Source organism: Dermatophilaceae bacterium Sec6.4, assembly GCA_039636865.1.
In the GTDB taxonomy this organism is placed as follows: domain Bacteria; phylum Actinomycetota; class Actinomycetes; order Actinomycetales; family Dermatophilaceae; genus Allobranchiibius.
Genome location: CP144172.1, coordinates 1,715,603 through 1,740,717, shown reverse-complemented (window position 1 = coordinate 1,740,717; position 25,115 = coordinate 1,715,603). Strand labels below are relative to the sequence as shown.

Annotated in this window: 21 protein-coding genes; 12 read left to right on the top strand and 9 right to left on the bottom strand. The window is 65.2% G+C overall.

The annotated features are described in order from the left end of the window. The first annotated feature begins 30 nt into the window (after nucleotides 1–30). On the top strand, nucleotides 31–651 hold the full coding sequence (locus tag V3G39_08425; GenBank protein ID XAS78045.1) for a DUF3043 domain-containing protein: 621 nt from the start codon (nucleotides 31–33) through the stop codon (nucleotides 649–651). A gap of 22 nt (nucleotides 652–673) precedes the next feature. On the opposite strand, the gene V3G39_08420 is transcribed toward V3G39_08425, so the two are convergent. Next, nucleotides 674–889, bottom strand: a complete 216-nt coding sequence (locus tag V3G39_08420; protein XAS78044.1) for a hypothetical protein — start codon at nucleotides 887–889, stop codon at nucleotides 674–676. Between the two features lie 110 nt (nucleotides 890–999). Between V3G39_08420 and V3G39_08415 the strand changes: the two genes are divergently transcribed. Next, nucleotides 1,000–1,518 (top strand): bifunctional adenosylcobinamide kinase/adenosylcobinamide-phosphate guanylyltransferase, encoded by a 519-nt coding sequence (locus V3G39_08415; protein XAS78043.1) that lies wholly within the window; start codon nucleotides 1,000–1,002, stop codon nucleotides 1,516–1,518. Between the two features lie 38 nt (nucleotides 1,519–1,556). Here V3G39_08415 and gcvT read toward each other — a convergent pair whose 3' ends face one another. Continuing rightward, on the bottom strand, nucleotides 1,557–2,705 hold the full coding sequence (gcvT, locus tag V3G39_08410) for a glycine cleavage system aminomethyltransferase GcvT (protein XAS78042.1): 1,149 nt from the start codon (nucleotides 2,703–2,705) through the stop codon (nucleotides 1,557–1,559). 80 nt (nucleotides 2,706–2,785) lie between these two features. On the opposite strand from gcvT, the gene V3G39_08405 reads away from it, so the two are divergent. Genes V3G39_08405 through V3G39_08390 form a run of 4 tightly spaced genes read left to right on the top strand, consistent with a single transcriptional unit; the run spans nucleotide 2,786 to nucleotide 8,599 of the window. After that, the gene (locus V3G39_08405) at nucleotides 2,786–4,279 is read left to right on the top strand and encodes a leucyl aminopeptidase (GenBank protein XAS78041.1); all 1,494 of its coding nucleotides are present in this window, start codon (nucleotides 2,786–2,788) and stop codon (nucleotides 4,277–4,279) included. 53 nt (nucleotides 4,280–4,332) lie between these two features. Beyond that, the gene (gene lpdA, locus V3G39_08400) at nucleotides 4,333–5,736 is read left to right on the top strand and encodes a dihydrolipoyl dehydrogenase (GenBank protein XAS78040.1); all 1,404 of its coding nucleotides are present in this window, start codon (nucleotides 4,333–4,335) and stop codon (nucleotides 5,734–5,736) included. 43 nt (nucleotides 5,737–5,779) lie between these two features. Next, a complete protein-coding gene (gene sucB, locus V3G39_08395; protein XAS78039.1) occupies nucleotides 5,780–7,675 on the top strand; it encodes a 2-oxoglutarate dehydrogenase, E2 component, dihydrolipoamide succinyltransferase in 1,896 nt (631 codons plus the stop codon). Between the two features lie 27 nt (nucleotides 7,676–7,702). Then, nucleotides 7,703–8,599: a TIGR01777 family oxidoreductase gene (locus V3G39_08390; protein ID XAS78038.1), complete on the top strand. Its 897-nt coding sequence runs from the start codon at nucleotides 7,703–7,705 to the stop codon at nucleotides 8,597–8,599. A gap of 22 nt (nucleotides 8,600–8,621) precedes the next feature. On the opposite strand, the gene V3G39_08385 is transcribed toward V3G39_08390, so the two are convergent. Then, nucleotides 8,622–10,202, bottom strand: a complete 1,581-nt coding sequence (locus V3G39_08385; protein ID XAS78037.1) for a serine/threonine-protein kinase — start codon at nucleotides 10,200–10,202, stop codon at nucleotides 8,622–8,624. Nucleotides 10,203–10,316: 114 nt separating this feature from the next. Between V3G39_08385 and lipB the strand changes: the two genes are divergently transcribed. The 3 genes from lipB (at nucleotide 10,317) to V3G39_08370 (ending at nucleotide 12,916) form a co-directional block, all read left to right on the top strand. After that, nucleotides 10,317–10,946: a lipoyl(octanoyl) transferase LipB gene (gene lipB / locus V3G39_08380; protein XAS78036.1), complete on the top strand. Its 630-nt coding sequence runs from the start codon at nucleotides 10,317–10,319 to the stop codon at nucleotides 10,944–10,946. Between the two features lie 156 nt (nucleotides 10,947–11,102). Then, nucleotides 11,103–12,128 carry a lipoyl synthase gene (lipA, locus tag V3G39_08375; GenBank protein ID XAS78035.1) on the top strand — a complete coding sequence of 342 codons (1,026 nt, stop codon included), beginning with the start codon at nucleotides 11,103–11,105 and terminating at the stop codon, nucleotides 12,126–12,128. A 5-nt stretch (nucleotides 12,129–12,133) separates the two neighbouring features. Then, nucleotides 12,134–12,916, top strand: coding sequence for a DUF4191 domain-containing protein (locus tag V3G39_08370; GenBank protein XAS78034.1), 783 nt, complete (start codon nucleotides 12,134–12,136; stop codon nucleotides 12,914–12,916). Nucleotides 12,917–12,959: 43 nt separating this feature from the next. On the opposite strand, the gene V3G39_08365 is transcribed toward V3G39_08370, so the two are convergent. After that, nucleotides 12,960–13,382 carry an RDD family protein gene (locus V3G39_08365; protein ID XAS78033.1) on the bottom strand — a complete coding sequence of 141 codons (423 nt, stop codon included), beginning with the start codon at nucleotides 13,380–13,382 and terminating at the stop codon, nucleotides 12,960–12,962. A gap of 255 nt (nucleotides 13,383–13,637) precedes the next feature. Here V3G39_08365 and glnA point away from each other — a divergent pair, with 255 nt between their 5' ends. From glnA to V3G39_08350, 3 genes are all read left to right on the top strand, one after another. Further along, entirely contained in the window at nucleotides 13,638–15,062 is a 1,425-nt protein-coding gene (glnA, locus tag V3G39_08360) for a type I glutamate--ammonia ligase (GenBank protein XAS78032.1), read from the top strand. Between the two features lie 304 nt (nucleotides 15,063–15,366). Continuing rightward, nucleotides 15,367–15,627, top strand: a complete 261-nt coding sequence (locus V3G39_08355) for a DUF4031 domain-containing protein (GenBank protein XAS78031.1) — start codon at nucleotides 15,367–15,369, stop codon at nucleotides 15,625–15,627. 163 nt (nucleotides 15,628–15,790) lie between these two features. Beyond that, on the top strand, nucleotides 15,791–17,224 hold the full coding sequence (locus V3G39_08350; protein ID XAS78030.1) for an amidohydrolase: 1,434 nt from the start codon (nucleotides 15,791–15,793) through the stop codon (nucleotides 17,222–17,224). Nucleotides 17,225–17,309: 85 nt separating this feature from the next. Here the strand turns inward: V3G39_08350 and V3G39_08345 are convergent, their stop codons facing one another. The 5 genes from V3G39_08345 to V3G39_08325 form a co-directional block, all read right to left on the bottom strand. Then, the gene (locus tag V3G39_08345) at nucleotides 17,310–19,451 is read right to left on the bottom strand and encodes a S9 family peptidase (GenBank protein XAS78029.1); all 2,142 of its coding nucleotides are present in this window, start codon (nucleotides 19,449–19,451) and stop codon (nucleotides 17,310–17,312) included. 1 nt (nucleotide 19,452) lies between these two features. After that, nucleotides 19,453–23,019: a DNA polymerase III subunit alpha gene (gene dnaE / locus V3G39_08340; GenBank protein XAS78028.1), complete on the bottom strand. Its 3,567-nt coding sequence runs from the start codon at nucleotides 23,017–23,019 to the stop codon at nucleotides 19,453–19,455. Between the two features lie 109 nt (nucleotides 23,020–23,128). Continuing rightward, nucleotides 23,129–24,070: an RluA family pseudouridine synthase gene (locus tag V3G39_08335; protein ID XAS78027.1), complete on the bottom strand. Its 942-nt coding sequence runs from the start codon at nucleotides 24,068–24,070 to the stop codon at nucleotides 23,129–23,131. Beyond that, nucleotides 24,060–24,647, bottom strand: a complete 588-nt coding sequence (lspA, locus tag V3G39_08330; protein ID XAS78026.1) for a signal peptidase II — start codon at nucleotides 24,645–24,647, stop codon at nucleotides 24,060–24,062. The genes V3G39_08335 and lspA overlap by 11 nt, the downstream gene beginning before the upstream one ends. Beyond that, a complete protein-coding gene (locus V3G39_08325) occupies nucleotides 24,620–25,081 on the bottom strand; it encodes a TraR/DksA C4-type zinc finger protein (GenBank protein ID XAS78025.1) in 462 nt (153 codons plus the stop codon). Before V3G39_08325 ends, lspA begins: the two co-directional genes overlap by 28 nt. Between the last annotated feature and the right edge of the window lie 34 nt (nucleotides 25,082–25,115).

The window sequence follows — 25,115 nt, the reverse complement described above, 5'->3', positions numbered from 1 at the left end:
GGTACCGGCGTCCCCGTAGACTCTGGTGTTGTGTTAGGTCGCAGTAAGTCACCCACCGCAACGTCCACCGAGGCGGAGGCGCTCGTCGAGCCGTCAGCAGACGGACGAAAAGGGCGCCCGACCCCCAAACGCCGTGACCAGCAGGCCGCCCGACGCAAGCCGCTGGTGCCTGCCGACCGCAAAGCGGCCAAGTCGACGTCACGCGATGGCCAGCGCAAGGCACGGATGGCTCAACGTGACGCGATGGCCCGCGGCGAGGAGAGCGCGATGCTCCCCCGCGACCGCGGTCCGGCCAAGCGCTACATCCGCAATTACGTCGACGCGCGCGTACGGGTGGGCGAGATCATGCTGCCCCTGATGTTGGTCATGCTGCTCGTCTCGGTGGCGCTGCCGAGCGTCCTGAAGGCCAGCGGGCTCTTCATCGTGTGGCTGATCGCCCTTGCCGGAGTGATCGATGCCTCCTTCATGTGGCGCCGATGCAAGAAGCGACTCGTCGCACTCACCGGGCAGCAGCCGCCGCGCTGGTCGTGGCTGTATGCAGGCATGCGGGCATTCCAGATGCGGTTCACCCGGATGCCCAAGCCTCAGGTGCCGCGCGGGATGGCATTCGAGGATCTCCCGGCACCAGACCGGACCGCCAGCAGCAGGTAGCGGTCAGTCGTTCGGGGTGCGTTCAGAGCTCTGCAGAAAGACCCATCGGGCCGTAGACCGGCTCGCCGTTCTCCAGCAGACTCACAGTGGCAACGCCTGCAGCTGCTAGTTCCTGCCATTCCTGACCCAGCCATGACTCGGCATCACTCTGGGTCGGGAAAGCTGCATCCACTGTGACAGTGCCGCTGACTGGGGCACCATCGCGATCTGCGTAGGTCCAGGTCCATTCGTCGCTCATGACCCCGAGCCTATGGGTGGGCCGCGTCTGCCGCAGCGCCAGTGGGGTTGGCGTTGTAACGCGCCAGCCGCGGTGACGACGGGGGTAGCCGAACCCCCTACCCTGGGCCCATGAGCACGACGTTGGTTCTGGGGGGCACCCCGCTGAGCGCACGCAGACATGCCGTATCCCTGCTGCCTGCACAAACAGCAGTCACCGTAATAGTTCCGCAGGACCTACCTGTGACCGGCGATCCCAATGGATGGCAGCGGGTGCAGACAGTCGATCTGACACGCACCATCCTGCGCGGCCGTTCATCGGTCCTTGTCGACTCGCTGGAGACGTGGGCCATCGCCCTGCTGGACAAGCACGACGCATGGTCCGGCGATGGGCCGGGGGCCCTGGCTGTCCGGGAGGAAATCGCCGAATTCTGCGCCATCTGGGCCAACGCCCCCTATGACAGCGTTGCGTTGAGCCGCGAGGTCAGCTTTGGAGCTGCACCCGAGGACGATCGTGCACTCAGGTTGCGAGATGTGCTGGAGGAGCTGAACGCGGTTGTATCCGGAGCCAGCACGCGCACTCATCTGGTGCTCTCGGGTCGAGTGGTAGATCTTTCCCAGGCCACGTTGGTGGCGCCCGCCCCGAACTGAGTCGCAGATTCCCGCGGCATCCGCGGCTCGGACCGAGGTCAGGTCGGCTGCACCTGCACGAATGGCGCTTTGACGACGGTCACGGGAAGCGAGCGACCACGGACGTCCACGAAGAGCTGGTCCCCGACCGCAATTCCCCGGTCCAGCAGCGCCAGCGCAATCCCCTCCTTCAGGGTTGGTGACATAGTGCCGGAGGTGACCTCACCCACGACGGTGCCGTCCCCGCGGGTGACCGCACAGTGGGCCCGGGGTATCCCGCGGCCCGTTGCGCGCAGCGCCCCGGCGAGCCGACATGATTTCTCGGCACGCTGAGCGGTCAGCACGTCCTTGCCCCAGAACGATTCCTTGGCCCACCCCACAGCCCATCCCGCGCGTGCCATGTTGGGAGTGATCGTCATCGAGAGATCATTTCCATGCAGGGGGTAACCCATCTCCGTACGTAGCGTGTCGCGAGCGCCCAGTCCGCAGGGCAGACCCTCGAAGGGCACCATGGCAGCGATCAACGCGTCCCACAGCAGGGCCGTGTCGCTCCAGTGCGTCACCAACTCAAACCCTGATTCGCCGGTGTAGCCGGACCTCAGAACGGTGATGTCACGACCCTGCCAGCTCGTCCGCGCATCGGTGAAGGACATGTACGCCAGGTCGGTCGGCAGTCCCAGCGAGGTCAGCACCTGCGCACTGCAGGGACCCTGCACCGCAATGATTCCGAAGTCGTCGTGCTGGTTGACGACCTCGACACCGGAAGGCGCGGCGGCCTGCAACCGTCGGACGACCTCGGCCGTATTGGCGGCATTGGGCACCAGGAAGATCTCATCTTCGCTGGTGAAGTACTGGATCAGGTCGTCGATCACTCCGCCGGTCGCCTCGTCGCAGCACATCGTGTACTGCGCCTTCGGCGGCGCGATCTTACGAAGATCGTTGGTAAAACAACGATTGACGAAGTCGGCAGCGCCCGGCCCTCGGACGGACGCCTTGCCCAGGTGGCTCACGTCGAAGATCCCCACGCGTTCGCGTACCGCCTCGTGCTCGCGCAGAACACCGCCGCCGGCGTACTCGATCGGCATTTCCCAGCCACCGAAATCGGCCATCTTGGCACCGAGCGCGCGATGACGCTCATCCAGGGGAGAGAACTTGGCCGCAGGGGCGGAGGCGGTTGAGGACGTCGTGTCGGTGCCCGAGGGAGTCATGACTCAACGTTAACCGGGCGCCGTGGCTACAGTCGTCAGAGGCATTACCCTGCCGAACCCCATCGAGAGGACGAGCACCCGTGACCACGACCGCTTCCCTGACCAGCGTCAATGCCCCGGACGACACTGAAGTAACGGTTGTCCTGACCCGTAAAGGCACCGGCGGCGCAATCACCGTGCGCACGAGCGCGCTCAGCCAGGAGAGCTGGGATGCGCTGGACACCACGCTCTCGGCGGTCCAGGCCACCGGAGCCCAGGACGAGGTCGTGCGCTTCGCACGGGTGGCGGGCATTTCGTCGATGGTCGTGGCGACCGGTTGCGGCCTGACGGCGGATCCTGTCGCTCTGGACGCGGAGACCGTCCGTGAAGCGGCCGGTGCGGCCACCCGCTCGCTGCACGGACGCAAGAGCGCCTACCTCGCTCTACCCACAGACACCGTCGAGTTGCTGGCCGCGGCCACCGAGGGTGGGTTGTTCGGCGCCTACGCCTACACAACCTACAAGAACTCGGACGCGAAGGTCGCCATCCAGGTGCTCAGCATCCACAACGGCGGTGTTCCTGCGAAAGAGGCGAAGTCCGTCCTGGCCCGCGCGCAGATCCTCGCGGGCGCCCAGCACTGGGCGCGCGACCTGGTCAACATGCCGCCGTTGGACCTCTACCCCGACTCGTTCGCCGAAGCCGTCGAGAACCGCTTCTCGGGATCGAAAGTCTCGGTGGAGGTCGCCCGGGGTGCCCGGCTCGAAAAGGATGGCTGCGGCGGGCTGATAGGGGTAGGTCGCGGGTCGGCACGCGGTCCCGCATTGGTCACGCTGAGCTACACCCCGCGGGGGGCGAAAAGTCATCTCGCGCTGGTCGGCAAGGGAATCACGTTCGACTCCGGTGGTCTGTGCATCAAACCTGCCGACGGGATGCGCACCATGAAGTGCGACATGGGTGGAGCCGCCGCGGTGGCGGCGACGATCGAGGCCATCGCCGCCTTGAAACTTCCGATTGCGGTCACGGGCTACCTCTGCCTTGCCGAGAACATGACGGGCGCGGACGCCCAGCGACCTGGTGACGTGGTGCGGATGCCGAACGGCAAGACGGTGGAGATCATCAACACCGATGCCGAAGGTCGGCTGGTGATGGCGGATGGTCTGAGCCTGGCTTCGAGGTTGTACCCGGACCTGACGGTCGATGTCGCGACTCTCACCGGTGCGGCCGTCGTCGCGCTGGGCGAACGCACCGCTGCCGTGGTCAGCAACAACGACGCGGTGCGCGTGGAGATCCTCGCTGCTGCTGCCCACGCCGGTGAGGCGTTGTGGCCGATGCCGCTGTTGGAAGACCTGCGTCCGGCGATGAACTCCGAGATCGCCGACGTCAAGCACACCGGCGGGAAGACCGGCGGACTGATCACCGCCGCCCTCTTCCTGCGCGAGTTCGTCGGAAACGACAAGAACGGGGACCCGCTGAACTGGGCGCACCTGGACATTGCCGGTCCGGCGTACAACGAGAAGGCTCACGGATACACCCCGTACGGAGGAACCGGGTACGCAGTACGCACGCTGGTGACGGTGGCCGAAGGACGCAGCTGATCCGCCTCGGTATCAGACCTGAACCAACATGCGCCGAAGGAGCGAAGATTTCAATGACAGTGCCCGGAACACAGAAAAAGCAGACGGATCATGACGACACGTTCGACATCGTCGTCCTGGGGGGCGGCAGCGGTGGATATGCATGTGCATTGCGCGCGTCCGAGCTCGGGCTGAAGGTGGCGCTGGTCGAGCAGGGCAAATTGGGCGGAACCTGCCTGCATCAGGGTTGTATCCCCACCAAGGCGATGCTGCACGCGGCCGAGGTGGCCGACGCGGCCCGTGAGAGTGAGAAATTCGGGGTCCGTGCGACCTTCGAGGCAATCGACATGCCTGGTGTACACGCGTACAAGGACGCCGTGATCGCCCGGCTCTACAAGGGCCTGCAGGGGCTGGTCGGTGGGCAGGACATCACCTACGTGGAGGGCGTTGGTCGGCTCTCCTCCCCGACGACCGTCACCGTCGGTGACCGGGTGCTGACGGGTCAGCACGTGGTCCTGGCCACCGGGTCCAGGCCGCGGTTACTGCCGGGCCTGGAGCTCGGACCCCGCATCATCACCAGCGCCCAGGCATTGACCCTGGACCATGTACCCGAACGCGTCGTCGTGCTCGGCGGCGGTGTGATCGGTGTCGAATTCGCGTCGATCTACCGGTCGTTCGGTGCCGACGTCACGATCGTGGAGGCCCTGCCCCAACTGGTGGCGACCGAGGATGCCGCGGTTTCCAAAGCGCTGGAGCGCGCGTTCCGTAAACGCAAGATCACGGTGCGAACCGGGGAGCGTTTCAGCTCGGCGACCGATAACGCCGACGACGTCGAGATCACGCTGGAATCCGGCGAGACCCTGAGCGCAGACCTACTCCTGGTGGCGGTCGGGCGAGGTCCCGTGAGCGATGGTCTGGGCTTCGAAGATGTCGGAGTGCACGTGGACCGTGGTTTCGTACCGACCGACCAGGACCTGCGAACGAACCTACCCACGATCTACGCGGTCGGCGATATCGTTCCCGGGCTGCAGTTGGCGCACCGCGGCTTCGCACAGGGAATTTTTGTTGCCGAGCACATCGCAGGTCTGGCACCGGCACCGGTGGATGAGTCCACCATTCCCCGGGTTACCTACTGCGATCCGGAGATCACCGCCGTCGGGTTGACCGAAAGCGCTGCTCGCGAGCGCTACGACGACATACTCACCTACGAATACAACCTCGGCGGAAACGGCAAAAGTCAGATCCTGGGCACCCAGGGGTTGGTGAAACTCGTACGTCGAGCCGACGGACCCGTCGTCGGCATCCACATGATTGGCTCCAGGATGAGCGAGCAGGCCGGCGAGGCGCAGCTGATCGTCGGGTGGGAAGCGCTCCCCGATGATGTCGCCCCCCTCGTGCACGCTCACCCGACGCAGAATGAAGCACTCGGCGAAGCGCATCTCGCGCTCGCCGGCAAACCGTTACACGCCCATAGCTGAGACCGCCCACCATGAAGCCCGAACATGAAGGAGAATGACGGCCATGTCTGAACGCGTGACCATGCCCGCCCTCGGTGAGTCTGTGACCGAAGGCACCGTGACCAGATGGTTGAAGCAGGTGGGAGAGCAAGTCGAACTCGATGAACCCCTGCTGGAAGTCTCGACCGACAAGGTCGATACGGAGATCCCGTCACCGGTAGCGGGCACTGTCCAGGAGATCCTGGTGCAGGAGGACGAGACTGTCGAGGTCGGAGCCGACCTTGCAGTGATCGGTGAGGGCGCAGCGCCCAAGTCCGACGACAATGCCTCCGATGCCGACGACGCCGCTGCCGAACCGTCGGCGGCAGCCGAGATGGATCAGCAGAACACCCAGGACCCCACAGACTCCGAGGACTCGGCCGATGCCGGTAGCGGGTCCTCCTCCGACGACGCTGAAGCTCAGACCACGTCGGAAACCGCCACGGATCAGGCCGATCGCACTACGTCCAGCGACACCGGTGACTCCAGCGGCGACGGTGACGGGGACGGTGAGACCGTCACGATGCCGGCTCTCGGCGAATCGGTGACCGAGGGCACTGTCACCCGTTGGCTGAAGGCCGAAGGTGACCAGGTTGAGGTCGATGAGCCGCTACTCGAGGTCTCGACCGACAAGGTCGATACCGAGGTGCCTTCCCCAGCGGCCGGCACGCTACGCAAGATTCTGGTCGCAGAGGACCAGACCGTCGAGGTCGGCACAGCGTTGGCCGTGATCGGCGGCTCGAGTTCGGATGCTGCCGGCACCTCCGATACCAACTCGTCGCAGTCGCACGAAGCGAAGGACGCTCCTGCCGCGGTGCCGGAAGAAGCAGCACCCGAACCGGCGAAGCCGGCCGCTGCTGTGCAGAAGGCGGCGCCCAAGACCGATACGCCCAGCGCGAAGGCCGAACCTGCCGCATCCACCACGACAGAGTCGAAGACGGCGTCCGATCAGAGCGAGGGGTCCGATCAGAACATCTATGTGACGCCGCTGGTTCGTAAACTCGCCGGTCAACACCAGGTCGATCTCAGCTCGATCAAGGGCACCGGCATCGGCGGGCGCATCCGCAAGCAGGACGTTCTCGACGCAGCCGAGTCGGCCAAAGCCGACGCAGCGGCGGCTGCGAAGAAGAGTGAGCCCGCGTCGACTCCGGCTCCGTCGACGGCTCAGGAATCGTCAACTGGCTCGAAAGCCTCGTCGGTACCGGACGTCTCGGACAAGCGTGGAACCACCGAGAAGATGACCCGCATGCGTCGTCTCATCGCGACACGAATGGTGGAGTCGTTGCAGGTGTCGGCTCAGCTGACGACCGTCGTCGAAGTGGACGTCACAAAGATTGCGCGGTTGCGTGATCGGGCCAAGGCCGGATTCGCCGACCGCGAGGGCGTGAAGCTCAGTTTCCTGCCGTTCTTCGCGCTTGCGGCCGTCGACGCTCTGAAGGCGCACCCGGTGCTCAACGCGAGCGTCGAGGGCGACTCGATCGTCTACCACCCGGCGGAGAACCTCGGTATCGCCGTCGATACCGAGAAGGGTCTGTTTGTTCCGGTCATCCGGAACGCCGGCGATCTGAACATCGCCGGCCTGGCCCGTAAGATCGGCGATCTGGCGGCGCGTACCCGTGACAACAAGGTCACTCCGGATGAGTTGGGCGGCGGGACGTTCACCCTCACCAACACCGGCAGCCGGGGCGCGTTGTTCGACACCCCGATCATCAACCAGCCGCAGGTGGGAATTCTCGGCACAGGTTCGGTCGTCAAGCGAGCCGTGGTGCTGAAGGATGCGGACGGGGGCGAGAACATCGCGATCCGTTCGATGGTCTACCTCGCGCTGTCCTATGACCACCGAATCGTGGACGGTGCCGACGCCGCCCGGTTCCTCGGCACGATGAAGGCCCGCCTCGAAGACGGCGCGTTCGACGTCTGACCCGTCACCAACAAGTAGGGAACACATATGAAGCAGCGAGTTGCTGTCACTGGATCGTCCGGCATGATCGGTACCGCCCTCACGGCATACCTCTCGAACCGAGGCGACGACGTGGTGAGACTCGTTCGTCGGGAGCCGCGCGCTGCCGACGAGGTTTCGTGGGATCCGGCCGCCGGTCGGTTGGATCCCACGAAGCTCGCCGGCGTGACTGCCGTCGTCAATCTGGCCGGCGCCGGTATCGGCGACCACCGGTGGACAGCGGACTACAAGAAGACCATCGAGCAGTCGCGGGTTTCGTCCACGTCGACCGTTGCTGATGCAATGGCCTCGATGGGTGAACCGGTGCGGTTTGTCAGCGCGTCCGGTATGTCCTATTACGGCGACCGCGGTGATGACGTGGTCGACGAGCAGGCCTCCACGGGTGAATCCTTCCTCGCCGACGTCACGCGGGTGTGGGAGGCAGCGACCCAGCCGGCCGTTGCGGCCGGGTGCCCGACGACTTTCCTGCGCACCAGTCTCGTGCTTGCGCCCGCGCAGGGATCGATGAAGCAGGTCATGCTGCTGGCAAAGCTCGGCCTCGGTGGTCCCCTCGGATCGGGGCGGCAGTGGTGGTCCTGGATCTCCCTGGAAGATCAGGTCCGCGCGATCGTGCACCTGATCGACAACCCTGACATCACGGGTCCGGTGAACATGGCCAGCCCGTCGCCTGTCCGGCAGCGTGATTTCATGCGGGCACTCGGATCTGCTCTGCACCGCCCGGCGGTCCTACCTGCACCGGCTACTGCCCTGCGCGTCATTCTGGGTGAATTCTCCAGCGAGATCCTGACGAGTCTTCGACTCGAGCCTGGAGCGCTCGAGCAGTCGGGATTCGAATGGAAGCATCGCGAGATGGCCGATGTCGCCGCGTACCTCGCAGCCGGCTGAGTCGTCGCAGGAGACAGGTAGCTCAAAGCGCTGCCCACGACGCAATGCGCCACCCTGCGGGCGTCCACGCAACTGTGACCAGAGTGCGTACCTCATGGGCGGGTACAACGGTGTCGGATCGGTCGCTCCTGACGACGTGGTACCCGGACCTGACCACCGTTGCCTCGATGGCGGCACCCGTGCCGACAGGTGGGCGCAGTCGCGCTGCTGAGACCCGAAAGAGCAGATTGCGATACCGCACTCCCCGATCTCGCGCCGTCAGCAGATCTGCCTGGTCCCCCTGGTAGGCGGTTGAGCCTGGAATCAGGCAGCGGCTCAGGTCCGCCACCCGTCCCGTGGACCAGGCGTGCGCGCGGGCATCGACAAGACCTTGCAGCACCGCTGTCGGCGACCGTTGCAGCTGCTGCTGCCCCTGTGCAGCCGTCCGCGGCGCGGCACCGGGTCTACTGCTCGGAGCACTGGGGCCCGGCAAACTGGGGCCCGGCGAACTAGTGGTCAATGCCGTCGAAGGGCGCCCGCCGATCTTTGCGGCCGGCGAGGCTGATGAGGGTGCGCTGACTGCTGACGCAGTGTCTCCGTTTGCCCCTGCGGACACGTCGTTGCCCACCAGCATCAAGCCACCGGCGACGAGTCCGACGAATGCCGCGGCGGCCACGGTGCGCAGCAGTACGGGGCGGCGCCATCCCGCCGCTGACTTTGCTGGTCGGGCGCTGTGACGACCGACAACCTCGCGATGGGCTTCTTCTCTGATTCTTCTGGTCAGCGCTGCTCCCGGATCGTCGGACCGGTCCGAATCCGTTACTCGTCGGCCTGTTGACCCTTGGATGGGCGCCGGGTCCGGCGGCGCCATCTGCCACAACGCGAGTGCGAACTCCTCCGGTGTCGGCCGGGCAGTCGGGGTGTGTGACATACACGAAAGCACCAGATCATGCAGTGCGTCGGGTATCGACGGTGCGCTGCTGGCGAGATCCGGTCGCAATGCTGCACATTCGGGGGCCTGACCGACCAGTGCTGCCCACGCAATGGCGCCCAGTGAGTACACATCGCTGGCGGGAGTCGGCTGCTCCCCCGCCAGCACCTCTGGGGCAGCCCAGTGTTCAGTGACCCACGTCGGCTCGTCGTCGTGCCCGGCGAGACGCGAGAACCCCAGGTCCGCGATCAACGGCTTCCCCCGGTGCGTGAACAGAACGTTTCCGGGGCTGAGGTCGCCGTGCACCAGACCCATACTGTGCAGGTCATGCATCGCCCGAGCAATGGGGCACAGGACCGTCACCAGCTCACCGGGTGTGAGGTGGTCCCGGGTTCGTAGGCTGTCAGCCAGCGATCCGCCCTCGGCGAGCTGCATGATCAACGCAATCGCGTCACCGTCGGTCGGCACGACCTCGTACAACCGGATCACGTGCTCGTGATGCAACGACTGCAACACGGCGGCCTCATGTCGCAGTGCGGTCTCGGTGCCGTCGGTGTCGGCGGCGCTTCCGGTGACGAACTTGGCGGCGAAGCGCACGCCGTCGGCTCGTGCGACGGCCCACACCTGTCCGGCACCGCCGACACCGAGCAGCTGCAGGAGTTCGTACCCCCTCAAGGTCGGCTGATCGTCCATACCTGCTGACGGTGCCACGCAATGATGGCGATGCGAGAAGTTATCCACAGGGGCCGGTTTGCGAGTGGCGACGTGACGCCGGAGTAACCCGCGATGCGGCGTACTGTGAAAAATATGCGCATCGAACAGCTCGGCCTCGCACCGGATCTGGTGAACTACCAGGACGCCTGGGATCTGCAGCGTGAGGTGCATGCACGTGTCGTGTCAGCCGACCAGGAGGACACGGTGCTGCTGCTGGAACACGCGGCTGTCTACACCGCCGGCAAACGCACCGAGCCGCACGAGCGACCGTTTGACGGCACACCGGTCATCGACGTCGATCGTGGCGGCAAGATCACCTGGCACGGACCGGGACAACTTGTCGGCTATCCGATCGTGCGGCTGCCCAACCCCATCGATGTGGTCAGCCACGTTCGCCGGCTGGAACAACTGATGATCGATGTATGCAGCGACCTTGGACTGGATGCCTGTCGGATCGATGGCCGCAGCGGCGTGTGGTTCGAGGCGGTGGGCTCGACCCCCGAACGCAAGGTCGGGGCAATCGGCATCCGCGTCAGCAGAGACGTGACCATGCATGGCTTCGCGCTCAACTGCGACTGCGACCTGTCGTGGGCCGACACGATCGTCCCCTGCGGGATCCCGGACGCCGGCGTTACCTCCCTCAGCAGAGAGCTGAACCGGGACGTGACGGTGCGTGAGGTACTCCCACTGATCGAGAAGCGGCTGCCCGACATCCTCGCCTGACCGCCGCAGTCAGGCCCGGTGCCGGGCCGATCTCCGTGTGGTGCCTCGATGCACCCCGCGTACTGTGGAATCAACCGCACCGGACTGCGGTTGATCCGTGCAGACACCGAGCGACCCCAAGGGTTGGACGTCAACCTCGAGGAAGTAGCGACACCCATGACTGTGGTACCAGAAGGCAGACGAATGCTGCGCGTCGAGGCGCGTAACAGCCAGACGCCGATCGAACGCAAGCCCGAATGGATCCGTACGACCGCGAAGATGGGTCCCGCCTACACGCAGTTGCACAATCTGGTGAAGAACGAGGGCCTGCACACGGTCTGTCAGGAAGCGGGCTGTCCTAACATCTTCGAATGCTGGGAGGACCGTGAGGCTACGTTCCTCATCGGCGGCGAACAATGCACCCGCCGGTGTGACTTCTGCCAGATCGATACCGGTAAGCCCGCCGACCTGGACCGCGACGAACCGCGCCGGGTAGCCGACTCTGTCCAGCAGATGGGCCTGCGCTACGCCACCATCACGGGCGTGGCCCGGGACGATCTGGATGACGGCGGAGCGTGGCTCTACGCCGAAACCATCCGTCAGGTGCACCAGCTCAACACCGGCACCGGCGTCGAGATCCTGATCCCCGACTTCAACGCAGTTCCGGAGCAGGTCGGCGCGGTCATCGACGCGGCCCCGGAGGTCTTCGCCCACAATGTGGAGACGGTGCCCCGAATTTTCAAGCGGATCCGGCCCGCCTTCCAGTACGAGCGTTCACTCTCGGTGATCACCATGGGCAAGGAAGCGGGTCTGGTCACCAAGTCCAACCTGATCCTGGGGATGGGCGAGGAGGAGCACGAGATCGAGCAGGCGCTGCGGGATCTGTACGACGCGGGCACCGACCTCATCACCATCACCCAGTACCTGCGCCCGTCACCTCGTCACCACCCGGTGGACCGTTGGGCCAAGCCGCAGGAATTCGTGCACTGGTCCGAAGTGGCCGAATCGCTGGGTTTCAAGGGCGTGATGAGCGGCCCGCTCGTGCGTTCCTCCTACCGTGCCGGTCGCCTCTACGCACAGGCAATGGAACGTTCCGGGCGCACATTGCCCGCGAATCTCGCACATCTCGCGGCCGCTGCGAGTTCTCCCGCCCGTCAGGAAGCCGCGTCGCTCATCGAGCGTGCACTTCCGCAAGTATCCTGACCAGCATGCCCGCGACACCCGCACCCGAGAAGAAGAGCCGCTTCGGCCGTAAGAAGAAGGTCGCTGGCGACCCCTCGAGCGCCGAGCCCGGTCGTATCGCCCAGATCAAGACGCTCTACAAGCTCACCAGTTCCCGCGACCCGCGCGTTCCGCTCTACCTCGCGGGCGCCTTTCTGGTGACCTTCCTCATCGTCGCCGGCCTCGGCTTCGCTTTTGCATCCTCCACGTACGCCCGGATTGTCTTCACGCTCTTCGCGGTCCTGTTGGCCATCCTGCTCACCATGCTGCTGTTCGGCCGGTTGGCGCAGCGGGCAGCCTACGGTCAACTGGAGGGTCAGCCCGGAGCAACCAGCGCTGCCATGGGCGGCCTACGCAAGGGCTGGTTCTACGAGAAGGAACCGGTCGCGGCCGAATCCGGCAGGGCTCGCAATGTACGCGATATGAACAACGCAGCCATGGTTTTCCGTGCCGTGGGGCGCCCGGGTGTCGTGCTGGTGGCCGAAGGGCCGCGCAGTAGTGCCGTCAAACTCCTGGAGGCCGAGCGTAAGCGGGTGAGTCGTATCTCCGGTCCCGAGGTGCCCGTACACACACTGCGGGTGGGCGACGGCGAGGGTGCAGTGCCGGTCAGCAAACTGACGTCGACGATGACGAAGATGCCTCGCAAGCTGACGGACATAGAGGTCCAGACCGTGAACAAGCGGCTCCGTGCACTGGGCGGAGTGAAGCCACCGATTCCCAAGGGAATGGACCCGCGGTCGGCCCGCACCGATCGCAAGTCACAGCGCTGACGGTTCGTACCTAGCACCGAGCTCGAGCGGTTCCGCCACACCGCTACCTGGTGCGAACCAGGATGGTACCGGGAAGACGGTCATGCAGACCGCGTTGATCGACATCGAACACGATCGCGGGTATGACCAGGCACAGCAGCACCGCCCGTACCAGCGCCGGCAGTGGCCCGGCGCTCGATCCATCCAGTCGGGTGACCCTGGCCCCGACGATGAAGTGACCGACCGTCGAACCGAGTGTTGCAACCAGCAGAATGTTCTCGATCAGGAAGACCAGCAGCGGGGCAAAACTGGATCCACCCTGGCCTCCCCACCGGTACCCCAGGAGCCCGGCGGCGATGAGACTGCACAGCCCCCAGTCAATGAGGAGGGCAACAGCCCTCGGTACCAGTCGCACCACAGAGGTGCGCCCGCTGAAGGCACAGCCGAATTGTTGGCCGGGCCATCCCGAGGTCGGAACCTTCGACACTGGGGAAGATGTAGGGCCGGCCATGCATTCCAGGATAGAGAGCCGGATTTCGCTGCGGCTCGGCCCCCACTCCGACGACATGGGGCGGGTGGCGCACGCCGTCTGCGGCAGGCCTCGTGAGGCAGCAGCGGTGGGCTCGTAACCTCACCGAAACGCTTCAGTCACGACCGGGTAACCGCCATCCGCTAAATTTGGAAACTGTGCGCATGCCCCCGAGGGCGGACGCGCACGCCATTCACCAGCCACGGAGGTTCCATGTTCAACACCAGCGATGAGGTCTTGAAGTTCATCAAGGACGAGGACGTCAAGTTCGTCGATGTGCGCTTCTGCGATCTCCCGGGTGTGATGCAGCACTTCAATGTGCCCGCATCGACGCTGTCGCAGGACTCGTTCACCGAGGGCCAGATGTTCGACGGCTCGTCGATCCGCGGGTTCCAGGCAATTCACGAGTCGGATATGAAGCTGATCCCGGACCCGTCGTCGGCGTTCTTGGACCCGTACCGCAAGCACAAGACGTTGATCATGAACTTCTCGATCGTCGACCCTTTCACCGACGAGCGGTACAGCCGCGACCCGCGCAACATCGCGGTGAAAGCCGAGGCGTACCTGAAGTCGACGGGAATCGCCGACACCGCGTACTTCGGTGCCGAGGCAGAGTTCTACATTTTCGACGACGTCCGCTTCGAAACCAAGGCGAACGCCGGTTACTACTACATCGACTCGGTCGAGGGCGCATGGAACACCGGCCGCGAAGAAGAGGGCGGCAACCTCGGCTACAAGCCGCGATACAAGGGCGGCTACTTCCCGGTGCCTCCGGTGGACCACTTCGCCGATCTACGCGATGACATCGCGGTTGCGATGGGCGAAGCGGGCCTGCGGGTCGAGCGTGCGCACCACGAGGTCGGCACTGCTGGTCAGCAGGAGATCAACTACACGTTTGCCACGCTGCTGGCCGCGGGCGACGACATGATGAAGTTCAAATACATCGTCAAGAACACCGTTTTCGAGGCCGGGAAGACGGCCACGTTCATGCCGAAGCCACTGTTCGGTGACAACGGTTCGGGCATGCATACCCACCAGTCGTTGTGGAAGGACGGGGAGGCCCTGTTCTTCGACGAGAGCGGTTACGGCGGACTGTCGGACATCGCCCGCTGGTATGTCGGTGGGTTGCTCAAGCACGCGTCGTCGCTACTTGCGTTCACCAACCCGACGATGAACTCCTACCACCGTCTGGTTCCTGGCTATGAGGCTCCCGTGAACCTCGTGTACTCGGCGCGTAACCGGTCGGCCTGCATCCGCATTCCCATCGCGGGCACCTCCCCGAAGGCCAAACGCATCGAGTTCCGGATACCCGACCCGTCGGCCAACCCCTACCTGGCGTTCTCGGCGCAGCTGATGGCCGGCCTGGACGGCATCAAGAACCGCATCGAACCGCCGGAGCCGGTCGACAAGGACCTGTACGAGTTGCCGCCCGAGGAGTTGGAGAACATCGCCCAGGTGCCCGGCTCGCTGCCTGAGGTGCTGGACGCACTCGAAGCAGATCACGACTACCTCACCGAAGGCGGCGTCTTCACTGAGGACCTGATCGAGACCTGGATCGATTACAAGCGCGTCAATGAAGTCGATCCGTTGCGCTTCCGCCCGCACCCGCACGAGTTCGAGATGTACTACGACATTTGAGCCGCCGTGCAGCGAAGGCCGTGGGCGAGCGAAGCGAGCATGCGGCCGCAGCGAAACGGCGGATCAGATGTCGTCAATAAAGACAGTCATCGCGCCGAGCTGAAAGCAAAAGTCATCGCGCCAAGCTGAAAGCAAAAGTCATCGCGCCGAGCTGAAAGCACAAGTCATCGCGCCGAGCTGAAAGCACAAGCGCCGAAGCGGGGCGGCACCGGAAGCGGTGCCGCCCCGTTGCCCAACCCCCCCTGAACACCCACTGCGGGTGCCGAGGTCAGCCCGACTCGAGCCCTAGGGGTAGCTTGCCGGGGTGATCTTGATCGACCCGCCGACCTGGCCGGCATACGGACGACTCTGGTCGCACTTGATCAGTGATACCTCGTACGCAGAGTTGCGCGAGTTCGCTGCAGCGGTGGGGTTGCCGGAGCGGTTGTACGACGGTGATCACTACGACGTGCCGCAAGAGCGTTATCAGACAGCCGTCGACGCGGGCGCGCAAGAGGTTGCCGGCCGCGACCTGATCCGACGACTGTTGGGTAGTGGGTTGCGCAGGCACCAACGCGATCGCTGACGACCAGCATTTGGACATGCTGAACGGGGCAGATATGCCTCGCTCAGCATGTCCAAATCGCGAACGTCGATCGGACCCATACGCTGGTGGTGTGCTCCACGATTCCGTCACCATCCGTGGTGCCCGCCTGGTCCCTGTAGGTAGACCGGCACCGTCTGGTCCCGTGGACCTTCGCATCATCGACGGTCGCATCGCAGCGATCGAGCCATCGTTGCCGGACGACGGTTCGCGCGAGGTCCGTGCCGATGGACGCTGGTTGATCCCCGGCCTCTGGGACCATCACGTGCACATGACGCAATGGGCCATGACGCTCTCCCGCCTCGATGTCAGTGCGACCAGTGGGCCGGACGACGTCCTGCGGATCGTCGCTGCCCACGAGGCGATGATCGAAGACCGCACCACGACGATTGTCGGGTTCGGCTTCAGATCAGCCGGGTGGCAGACACAGCCCACGGTGCACGCACTGGATCAGGTGGCTCCGACCCGGCCGGTTGTGCTGATATCCGGTGATGCGCACAACGGGTGGCTGAACTCCACCGCCCTGCGGATGCTCGGACTACCGGCCCGCGATACCGCGATTGTCGAGAACGACTGGTTCGATGTCTTCCCGCTCCTCTCGGGGCTTCCGGGCATTACCACCGATCCGGTCGATGCCTACCGCACGGCGCTGCAGGATGCCGCGAGCAAGGGCGTCGTCGGCATTACCGACATGGAGTTCGCGAGCTCGGTGGCTACCTGGACGAATTTGATCCCGCGCGGCATCGACACGCTGCGCGTGCGCTCCTGCACCTACCTGCATGGGTTGAGCCGCACGATCGAAGCGGGGCTACGTACAGGCGACGCGCTGCCGGGAACCCTCGGGATGGCGACGATGGGTCCGCTGAAGATCATTTCCGATGGCTCCCTCGGCACCATGACCGCGTTGTGCTGCGCCCCCTATGCCGGCCACCTGACCCGCGGCACGTGCAATGTGTCGTTCGACGAGCTCGTCACGGCGCTCGGTGAAGCGCGCGCGCATGGCATGGACGCCGCGGTGCACGCTATCGGCGATGCTGCCACGACGATGGTGCTGGACGCGTTCGAGACGACGGGTATCCGCGGGTGCATCGAGCATGCCCAGTTGTTGGATCCGGTGGATATCCCACGGATGGCCGCGCTGAACGTGGGGGCCTCCGTTCAGCCCGCTCACCTGGTCGACGACCGCGACCTGTCCGACCAGCTCTGGCCGGACTGCAGCGAGCGGTCGTTCATGCTCCGGTCGATGCTCGATGCCGGGGTGCGCGTCACTCTCGGGTCGGATGCCCCCGTGTCCCAACTCAACCCGTGGCTGGCCATGGCCTCCGCAGTCCATCGCAGCGCCGACACCCGTGACCCGTGGGGTCCGGGCCAGGCGATCTCCCCCGCGGAGGCATTGGCGGCCAGCACCGACGGTCGGGGCACCCTACGCGTCGGCGAGGTGGCCGACATCGTGTTCCTGGACGCTGACCCGCTGCAGGTGGAGCCCGGCACGAACTCGGCGATCGACGGCCACCGACTGCGCACCATGCCGGTGGCTGCGACCCTGGTCGGCGGACGCTGCGTCTACGACGCTCTCTGACATTCGCACCGGCTCGGCGCGTCGACCGTGGCGCAGGTAACCCCGGGAGGCACAGGTCTACCTGTGCCTCCCGGGGTCAGCTGAGTCAGAGTGAGGCAGGCGGCTGGAGCAGCTCAGCCGCGTTCAGCTGGTCCAGCAGGAAGGACAGCTCGAACGCGCGGTCCTTCCACGCGTCGTAGCGGCCGCTGACACCGCCATGGCCCGCGACCATCTCGCACTTGAGTAGGACCGGCCGGGCCGCGGGATCGGAAGTCACGGTCGCCCGTAGCTGCTGCACCCATTTGGCGGGCTCGACGTAGCAGACCCTGGTGTCATTCAGGCTGGTGGTGGCCAGGATGGCCGGATAGTCGTTCGCTGCGACGTTCTGGTACGGCGAGTAGCTCTTCATGTAGGCGTAGACGTCCGGGTCGCTGAGCGGGTTACCCCACTCCTGCCACTCCCCCACCGTCAGCGGCATCGTCGGGTCCAGGATCGTCGTCAGCGCGTCGACGAAGGGAACAGCGGCGTGTGCTGCGCGGTACAACTCGGGCGCCAGGTTGAGTACCGCACCCATCAGCAGACCGCCGGCCGAGCCACCTTCTGCCGCAAGGCGGTCCGGTGCGACCCAGCCGGTGTCGATCAGGGCCTTCGAACACGCCACGAAGTCGGTGAAGGTATTGCGCTTGGCGAGCATCTTGCCCTCATCCCACCAGCGACGCCCCAGCTCTCCGCCGCCGCGGACATGCGCCACGGCGTACACAACGCCGCGGTCCAGGGCGGACAGCAGACTGGCGGAGAAATGCGGGTCCATCGACAGCTCGTAGGAGCCGTAGCCGTAGATGAGACCGGGATTGGTGCCATCGGCCGAGACCTCGCGTCGCCGAACCAGCGAGATGGGCACTCGGGCGCCGTCCGCGGCAGTGGCCCACAGCCGTTCCTCGAGGTAGTCCTGCGCCTGGTAACCAGGGACCTCACGCTGTTTGAGCACCCGGACCTCGCCGGTCGCGGGGGCAAAGTCCAGCACCGTAGGAGGCACCAGGAAAGATCCCGAGGAGAGACGCACTGTCGCCGTGTTGTATTCGGCGTTCGAGCCCACCCGCAGCACCGTCAGCTCGGATCCGACCGGCACCTGTAGTGCGGCGCCGAGGTCACCTGCGACCTTCGGGAACACCCGAACGGTCGGCAGCCCCCCGGAACGCAGTGACAGCACCACGAACTTCTCGAATGCATCGATACCCTCGACCCGCTCCCCCTCGTCACCGACGAATACCGGGGTCCATGACTCGCGTCCGGGGCTCTCGCGCGGCGCCTCGGCAATGTCGAAGTCAGCTCGGTTGCCGTTGTGTACGACGAGAATCCGGTCTCCGTCGACCTCGACGGAGTACTCCAGACCGGGCGTTCGAGGGTGCACCATCGTCAGTGGCTGCTCGGGTCGGGACAGGTCACCCAGGAGCATCTCGGAGCTGGTGCGCGATTCAGAACCGACGATCAGCCAGCGGTCGTCGCGGGACACCTCGAACCCGATCCCGAACTCCGGGTCGTCCTCCTGACGCACCAGCACATCGTCGGCAGGGTCGCCGCCCACCCGGTGCCGCCAGACCTGATGCGGCCGCCAGGCATCGTCGTGTCGGCTGTAGAACAGCGTGCCGCCATCGAGGGACCAGGCCAACCCGTAGTGCACGTCGCGCACGCTGTCGTCCAGAATTGTCCCCGCAGTGAGGTCACGCACCTGCAGGTCGTAACGCTCGTCGCCACGCACGTCGACCAGCAGCGCGAGCGCGTTCCCGTCGGGGCTGATCTCCAGGCCCCCCAACTCGAAGAACTCGTGCGCGTCGGCTTCGCGGTTCTCGTCGAGCAGCACGATTTCTCCCGGAACGGGCTCGCCCGGGGCCGGCACCGGCACCGGCATATCCGCGTCGTACGGTGCCCGGCAGTGCACGGCGTACTGCGCGCCTTCGACGGTGCGCGAGTAGTACCACCACTGCCCTTTACGGACCGGCACGTCGACATCCGTCTCGACGATATGGCCCTTGATCTCACCGAAGACGGCGTCCGCAAGTGACGCCAGGTGGGCGGTGCTTGCTGTGGTGTAGGAGTTCTCGGCCTCGAGGTGGCTGATGACCTCGCTGGACTCCTTGTCGCGCAGCCACTCCCAGGGATCTTCGAACCGATCGCCGTGGTGCTCGCGGACGGATGATTCGCGGCGCGCCACCGGGGGCTTCAGAGCAGCGACAGCAGATTCAGACATTTCAGGCTCCTACGAGACACGACGGGCCCAACAGGGCTTTCAGATCACCGAACAACGCGGGTGAGGCGGTGACGCGCAAACTGTCTTCGAGTTTGACGGTGACCGACCTGCCCGGCTGATGCAGTTTCAAGTGCACCTCGGTGGCACCCGGATGCTCCACGAGCACCGTGCGGAGCTGCTGCGCAAGGCCGGTGTTGGCGCGCGCCAACGGCATCGACAACACCACCGGACCCCGCAGGTCACCCTTCAGATCCGGCAGGGTCAGTTCGGAGGCCATCAATTGCGGTCCGTCGTCGCGCATCTGTAACCGGCCGCTGATCACGCACACCACGTCCGTGCTGAGCATCGTGGAGACCGTCATGTAGGTCTTGGCGAAGAACATGACATCGATGGATCCTTCGAGATCCTCCACGGTGGCGATGGCCCACAGCTCGCCGCGCTTGTTGCGCTTGAGCTGCATGGCAGTGATCAGACCGGCGATCGTCAGTTGGCTGCCGTCCTTGGGCGCGTCCTCGCCGTGCAGTCTGGCGATCGACATGTCCGCGTGCTGGGACAGGATGTGTTCGATGCCGAACAGCGGGTGGTCGGAGACATAGAGCCCCAGCATGTCCCGCTCGAAGGCCAGCAGCGTCTGCTTGTCCCATTCGATCTGTGGGATCTGCGGAAGCGCAGCGAGTTCGATCGCCGCCTCGTCGCCGAAACCGCTGAAGAGTGACTCCTGACCGCGTTCCTGGTGACGCTTCTCCTCGGCGACGGCATCGACATACGCCTCGTGGATGTGCACCAGACCCTGGCGCGGATGCTGCAGATCATCGAATGCCCCGGCCTTGACCAGTGATTCGATGGTGCGCTTGTTACAGACCACGGCTGGGACCTTGCGCAGGAAATCCTCGAACGAGGTGAACCGCCCCTTGCTCTCGCGGGATTTGCGGATCTCCTCCACGACGTTGGCGCCGACATTGCGGATGGCGGCCATCCCGAAACGGATATCGGTACCGACGGCGGTGAAGTCCGCGACCGATTCGTTCACGTCCGGCGGCAGCACCCTGATACCGAGCTTGCGGGTGTCGGCCAGGTAGATGGCCATCTTCGTCTTGTCACCTTCGACGCTGGTCAGCAGTGCGGCGGCGTACTCGGCCGGATAGTTCGCCTTGAGGTAGGCGGTCCAGTACGACACAAGTCCGTACCCCGCGGTGTGGCTCTTGTTGAACGCATACCCGGAGAACGGCAGCATGACGTCCCACAACGCCTTGGTCGCCTCCGCGCTGTAGCCGCTGGCCTGCATACCCGCTTCGAAGCTGCCGAACTCCTTCTCCAGGATCTCGGCCTTCTTCTTACCCATCGCGCGCCGCAGGATATCGGCGCCACCGAGGGTGTATCCCGCAAGTTCGCGGGCGATGGCCATGATCTGCTCCTGGTAGACCAGCAGGTGATAGGTCGTGCCGAGGATCGGCTCGAGCGCGTCCTTCAGCTCAGGGTGGATCGGGGCGACCTGCTGGCGGCCGTTCTTGCGTTCGGCGTAGTTGATGTGCGCGTTGGCGGCCATCGGTCCGGGGCGGTAGAGCGCGAGGACGGCGGCGATGTCCTCGAACCGGGTCGGCACCATCAGGCGTAGCAGGCTGCGCATCGGCCCGCCGTCGAGCTGGAAGACGCCGAGGGTGTCACCGCGAGCCAGCAACTCGTACGTGGCCGTGTCCTCCAGCGGGATCGTCTCGGTGGTCAACTGCTCGCCACGGTTGGTCTCGATATTGCGGATCGCCTGGTCGATGATGCCCAGGTTGCGCAGGCCCAGGAAGTCCATCTTGACCAGGCCCATCTCCTCGCAGTGCGGGAAGGAGAACCCGGTGATGATGGTGCCGTCCTTGTCACGGCGATGCATCGGGACCAGATCGAGCAATGGTTCCGAGGAGAGGATCACAGCGGCGGCATGCACACCGGTGCCGCGGACCAGCCCCTCCAGACCGAGCCCGGTGTCGACGACCTTCTTGACCTCCGGTTGCGCTTCGTACATCGCGCGGAACTCCACGCCCTCGGAGTACCGCGGGTGTTTGGGATCGAACAGCCCGGTGAGCGGGACTCCCTTACCCATCACATCCGGCGGCATTGCCTTGCTGATCTGCTCACCGAGAGCGAACGGGAAGCCCAGGATGCGGTTGGCGTCCTTGACCGCAGCCTTGGCCTTGATCGTGCTGAAGGTGTTGACCTGCGCGGTGTACTCGGTGCCGTACTTGTCGATGACGTAGCGGACCATCTTGTCGCGCTGCCGGTCATCGAAGTCGAGGTCGACGTCCGGGGGGTTGATTCGCTCAGGGTTCAGGAACCGTTCGAAGAGCAACTTGTGCTCGATCGGATCCAGCTCGGTGATCCGAGTCAGGTAGGCGATCATCGACCCGGTCGCCGACCCACGACCCGGACCTACCGGCACCCCGTTGTCCCTGGCGTACTGGCAGATATCTGCCACCACGAGGAAGTAGGAGGAGAACCCCATCGGCTCGATGACGGCCATCTCGGTCTCGACCCGTTCGAGCACCTCGACCGGCGGCTGCTCGCCGTACCGAAGACCCAGACCGACCTTGATCTTCTCGCGCAGGAACGAACCCTGCGTCTGGCCCTGCGGCACATCGGGGAACTGCGGCATCCGGTCGACCGGTGCAAAGACCTCGCTGTAGTCACCGATCCGCTCGGCGATCACGAGGGTGTTGTCGCAGGCTTCCGGCAACTCCGCGAACAGCTCACGCATCTGCGCTGCGGTCTTGAGGTAGTACCCGGAGCCGGAGAACCTGAAGCGGTTCGGGTCGTCCTTGTTCTTACCCACCCCGACGCACAGCAGATTGTCGTGCGCGTCGGCCTGGTCCTCGGTGACGTAGTGGCTGTCGTTGGTGGCCAGCAGCGGAATATGCAGGTCGCGGGCGATCTTCAGCAACCCGTCGCGTACCTGACGCTCGATCGACAGGCCGTGGTCCATCAGCTCCAGAAAGTAGTTCTCCGCACCGAAGATGTCCTGGTACGCGGACGCGGCGGCGATCGCCTCGTCGTACTGCCCCAGCCGCAACCGGGTCTGTACCTCACCCGAAGGGCACCCCGTTGTCGCGATAATCCCGCGGCCGTATTGCGCCAAGAGCTCACGGTCCATTCGGGGCTTCATGTAATAGCCCTCGAAAGAGGCCAGCGAACTGAGTCGGAAGAGGTTGCGCAGACCCTGCGCGTCCGCGGCCCACATCGTCATATGGGTGTATCGACCACCGCCGGAGACGTCCTTGCCGCCTTCACCGTCGACGTTCGCGTCGCGTTCACGCGAACCTGCCCAGAATTCCTGAGTGCGCGAATGCCGCGTCGATGGTGCTACGTACGCCTCGATGCCGATGATCGGCTTGACCGGTGAATCCTTTGCGGCCTGCTGGAACTCATACGCCCCGAACATGTTGCCGTGATCGGACATCGCGATCGCGGGCATGCCCAACCGCTCCACCTCGGCGAACATCGGCTTGATCTTGGCCGCACCGTCGAGGGTGGAGTACTCGGTGTGCACATGCAGGTGCACGAAATTGCCAGCAGACGAAGTGGACATCGCGATGAGTCTAGGTCGGTCCTCTGACAGTCGCGGCGAGACCGCGCGCACAGTGACGAATGAGGCGCGTGGTACTCGCCGATCGCCGTCGATACGTTGCCAGGCGGTCTCAGCCGGTCGCGCGCACGAGGTCCAGCGCATCCTGCAGGTCTTGGGGATAGGGGCTCTCGTAGCTCACGTACTCTCCCGACCCCGGGTGGATGAACCCCAGGCGTCTGGCATGCAGCCACTGCCTGGACAGGCCGAGCCGACGCGCCACGGTGGGGTCCGCTCCGTACATCGGGTCGCCGACGCACGGGTGGTGCAGAGCCGCGAAGTGCACCCGGATCTGGTGCGTACGACCCGTCTCCAGGTGAATGGTCACCAACGACATGAGGCGTTCGACGCGGAAGACCTCGAGCACCTCGTAATGCGTCACGCTGTCGCGGCCGGTGCTGCGGACGGCGAACTTGTAGTCGTGAGCCGGGTGACGCCCGATCGGGGCATCGATCGTGCCCTCCAGGGGATCGGGCAGGCCCTGCACGAGGGCGTGATACGTCTTGTCGACAGTGCGGTCTCGGAATGCCTGCTTCAGGACCGTGTAGGCACGTTCGCTCTTCGCGACGACCATCAAACCGCTGGTGCCCACGTCCAGGCGTTGCACGATGCCCTGCCGTTCGGCTGCGCCGGACGTCGATATCCGGTACCCGGCGGCGGCCAGTCCGCTGACAACGTCAGGCCCGTCCCAACCCACGCTCGGATGAGCCGCTACCCCCGCAGGCTTGTCCACCACGACCAGCTCGCTGTCGTCGTGCACGATGCTCATCCCCGGGACGGCGCGCGGCACGACAGCAGGGCCGGACCGAACCTGCGGTAGTTGGACCTCCAGCCACTGACCGGCACTCACCCGGTCCGACTTACCCACGACCCGTTGATCCAGGGTGACCAGACCATCCGCGCTCAGAGCGGCGGCTCGGCTGCGGGACAGGCCCAGGAGACGCGCGATGGCCGCGTCGACGCGCTCGCCCTCGAGCCCCTCGGGCACCGGCATCGCCTTCAGTTCACTGCTCATCGGTCTCACCTGCGCCCTCGGAACCTGGTGCGTCCGTGTCGTTCGATGCGCGAGTCCCGTCAAGTGAGACCCCCCGGACGGCGAGGAGGGCGATCAACGCAGCTGCGGTCACCACGCACATATCGGCAACGTTGAAGATCGGCCAGTGCGGTAGCTCCAGAAAGTCGACCACGTGCCCCTGACCGCCTCCGGGGGCGCGCACGAAGCGATCGGTCAGGTTGCCGCAGGCACCGGCGAGGAGCAGTCCCAGCGCCGCCGCCCATCCGACACTACCCAACCTGCGGGCGGCGAACACCGTCACCCCGATCACGACGATCGCGATCAAGGTGAGCAGCCACGTGGCGTTGGTCGCCATCGAAAAGGCCGCACCCGCGTTGCGGGTGAGATTCAGCTGTAGCAGCGACCCGACCAGTGAGCGTCGGACGCCGGGCTCCAGTCCCGCCACCGCCCAGGCTTTGGTGCCCTGGTCGAGTGCGTAGCCGCTCACCCCTACCGCCACGAGCAGCGCGAGCAGTCGAGGGCGGGGCCTACGTCGAGGCGCGTGCGTGGTCAGCGGCGTTCCTGTTTTTGTTTGCATTGCATGCACAGGGTCGCACGCGGAAAGGCCTGCAGACGAAGCTTGCCGATGGGGGTGCCGCAATCCTCGCAGATTCCGTACGTGCCGTCCGCGATGCGCTCCAGAGCGTGCTCGGACTGCTCCAGCATCTGACGGGAGTTGTCTGCAAGGGAGAATTCATGCTCGCGCTCGAAGGACTTGGCACCCGCGTCGGCGTGGTCGTCCCCCGCGCCGTCCCCGCTGTCGCTGATCAGGTCAGCCATTTCGTGCTCCATGCCGGCCAGCTCACTGGTGAGCTTGGCGACATCCGCTTCGAGTTCGTCTTTGACGCCCGCCAATTCCTCGTTCGTCCAGGGCGTTTCGTCTTCGCGTACCTGGAAGTGCTCACTAGAGGAACCCGCGGCGGACTGCGCCGCTGGTTCGGACGGGGCGGTGGGCGAGTTTGGTCGGTTCACGGCGGCCTTCTCTACGGATGAGTCCGAACGAGCA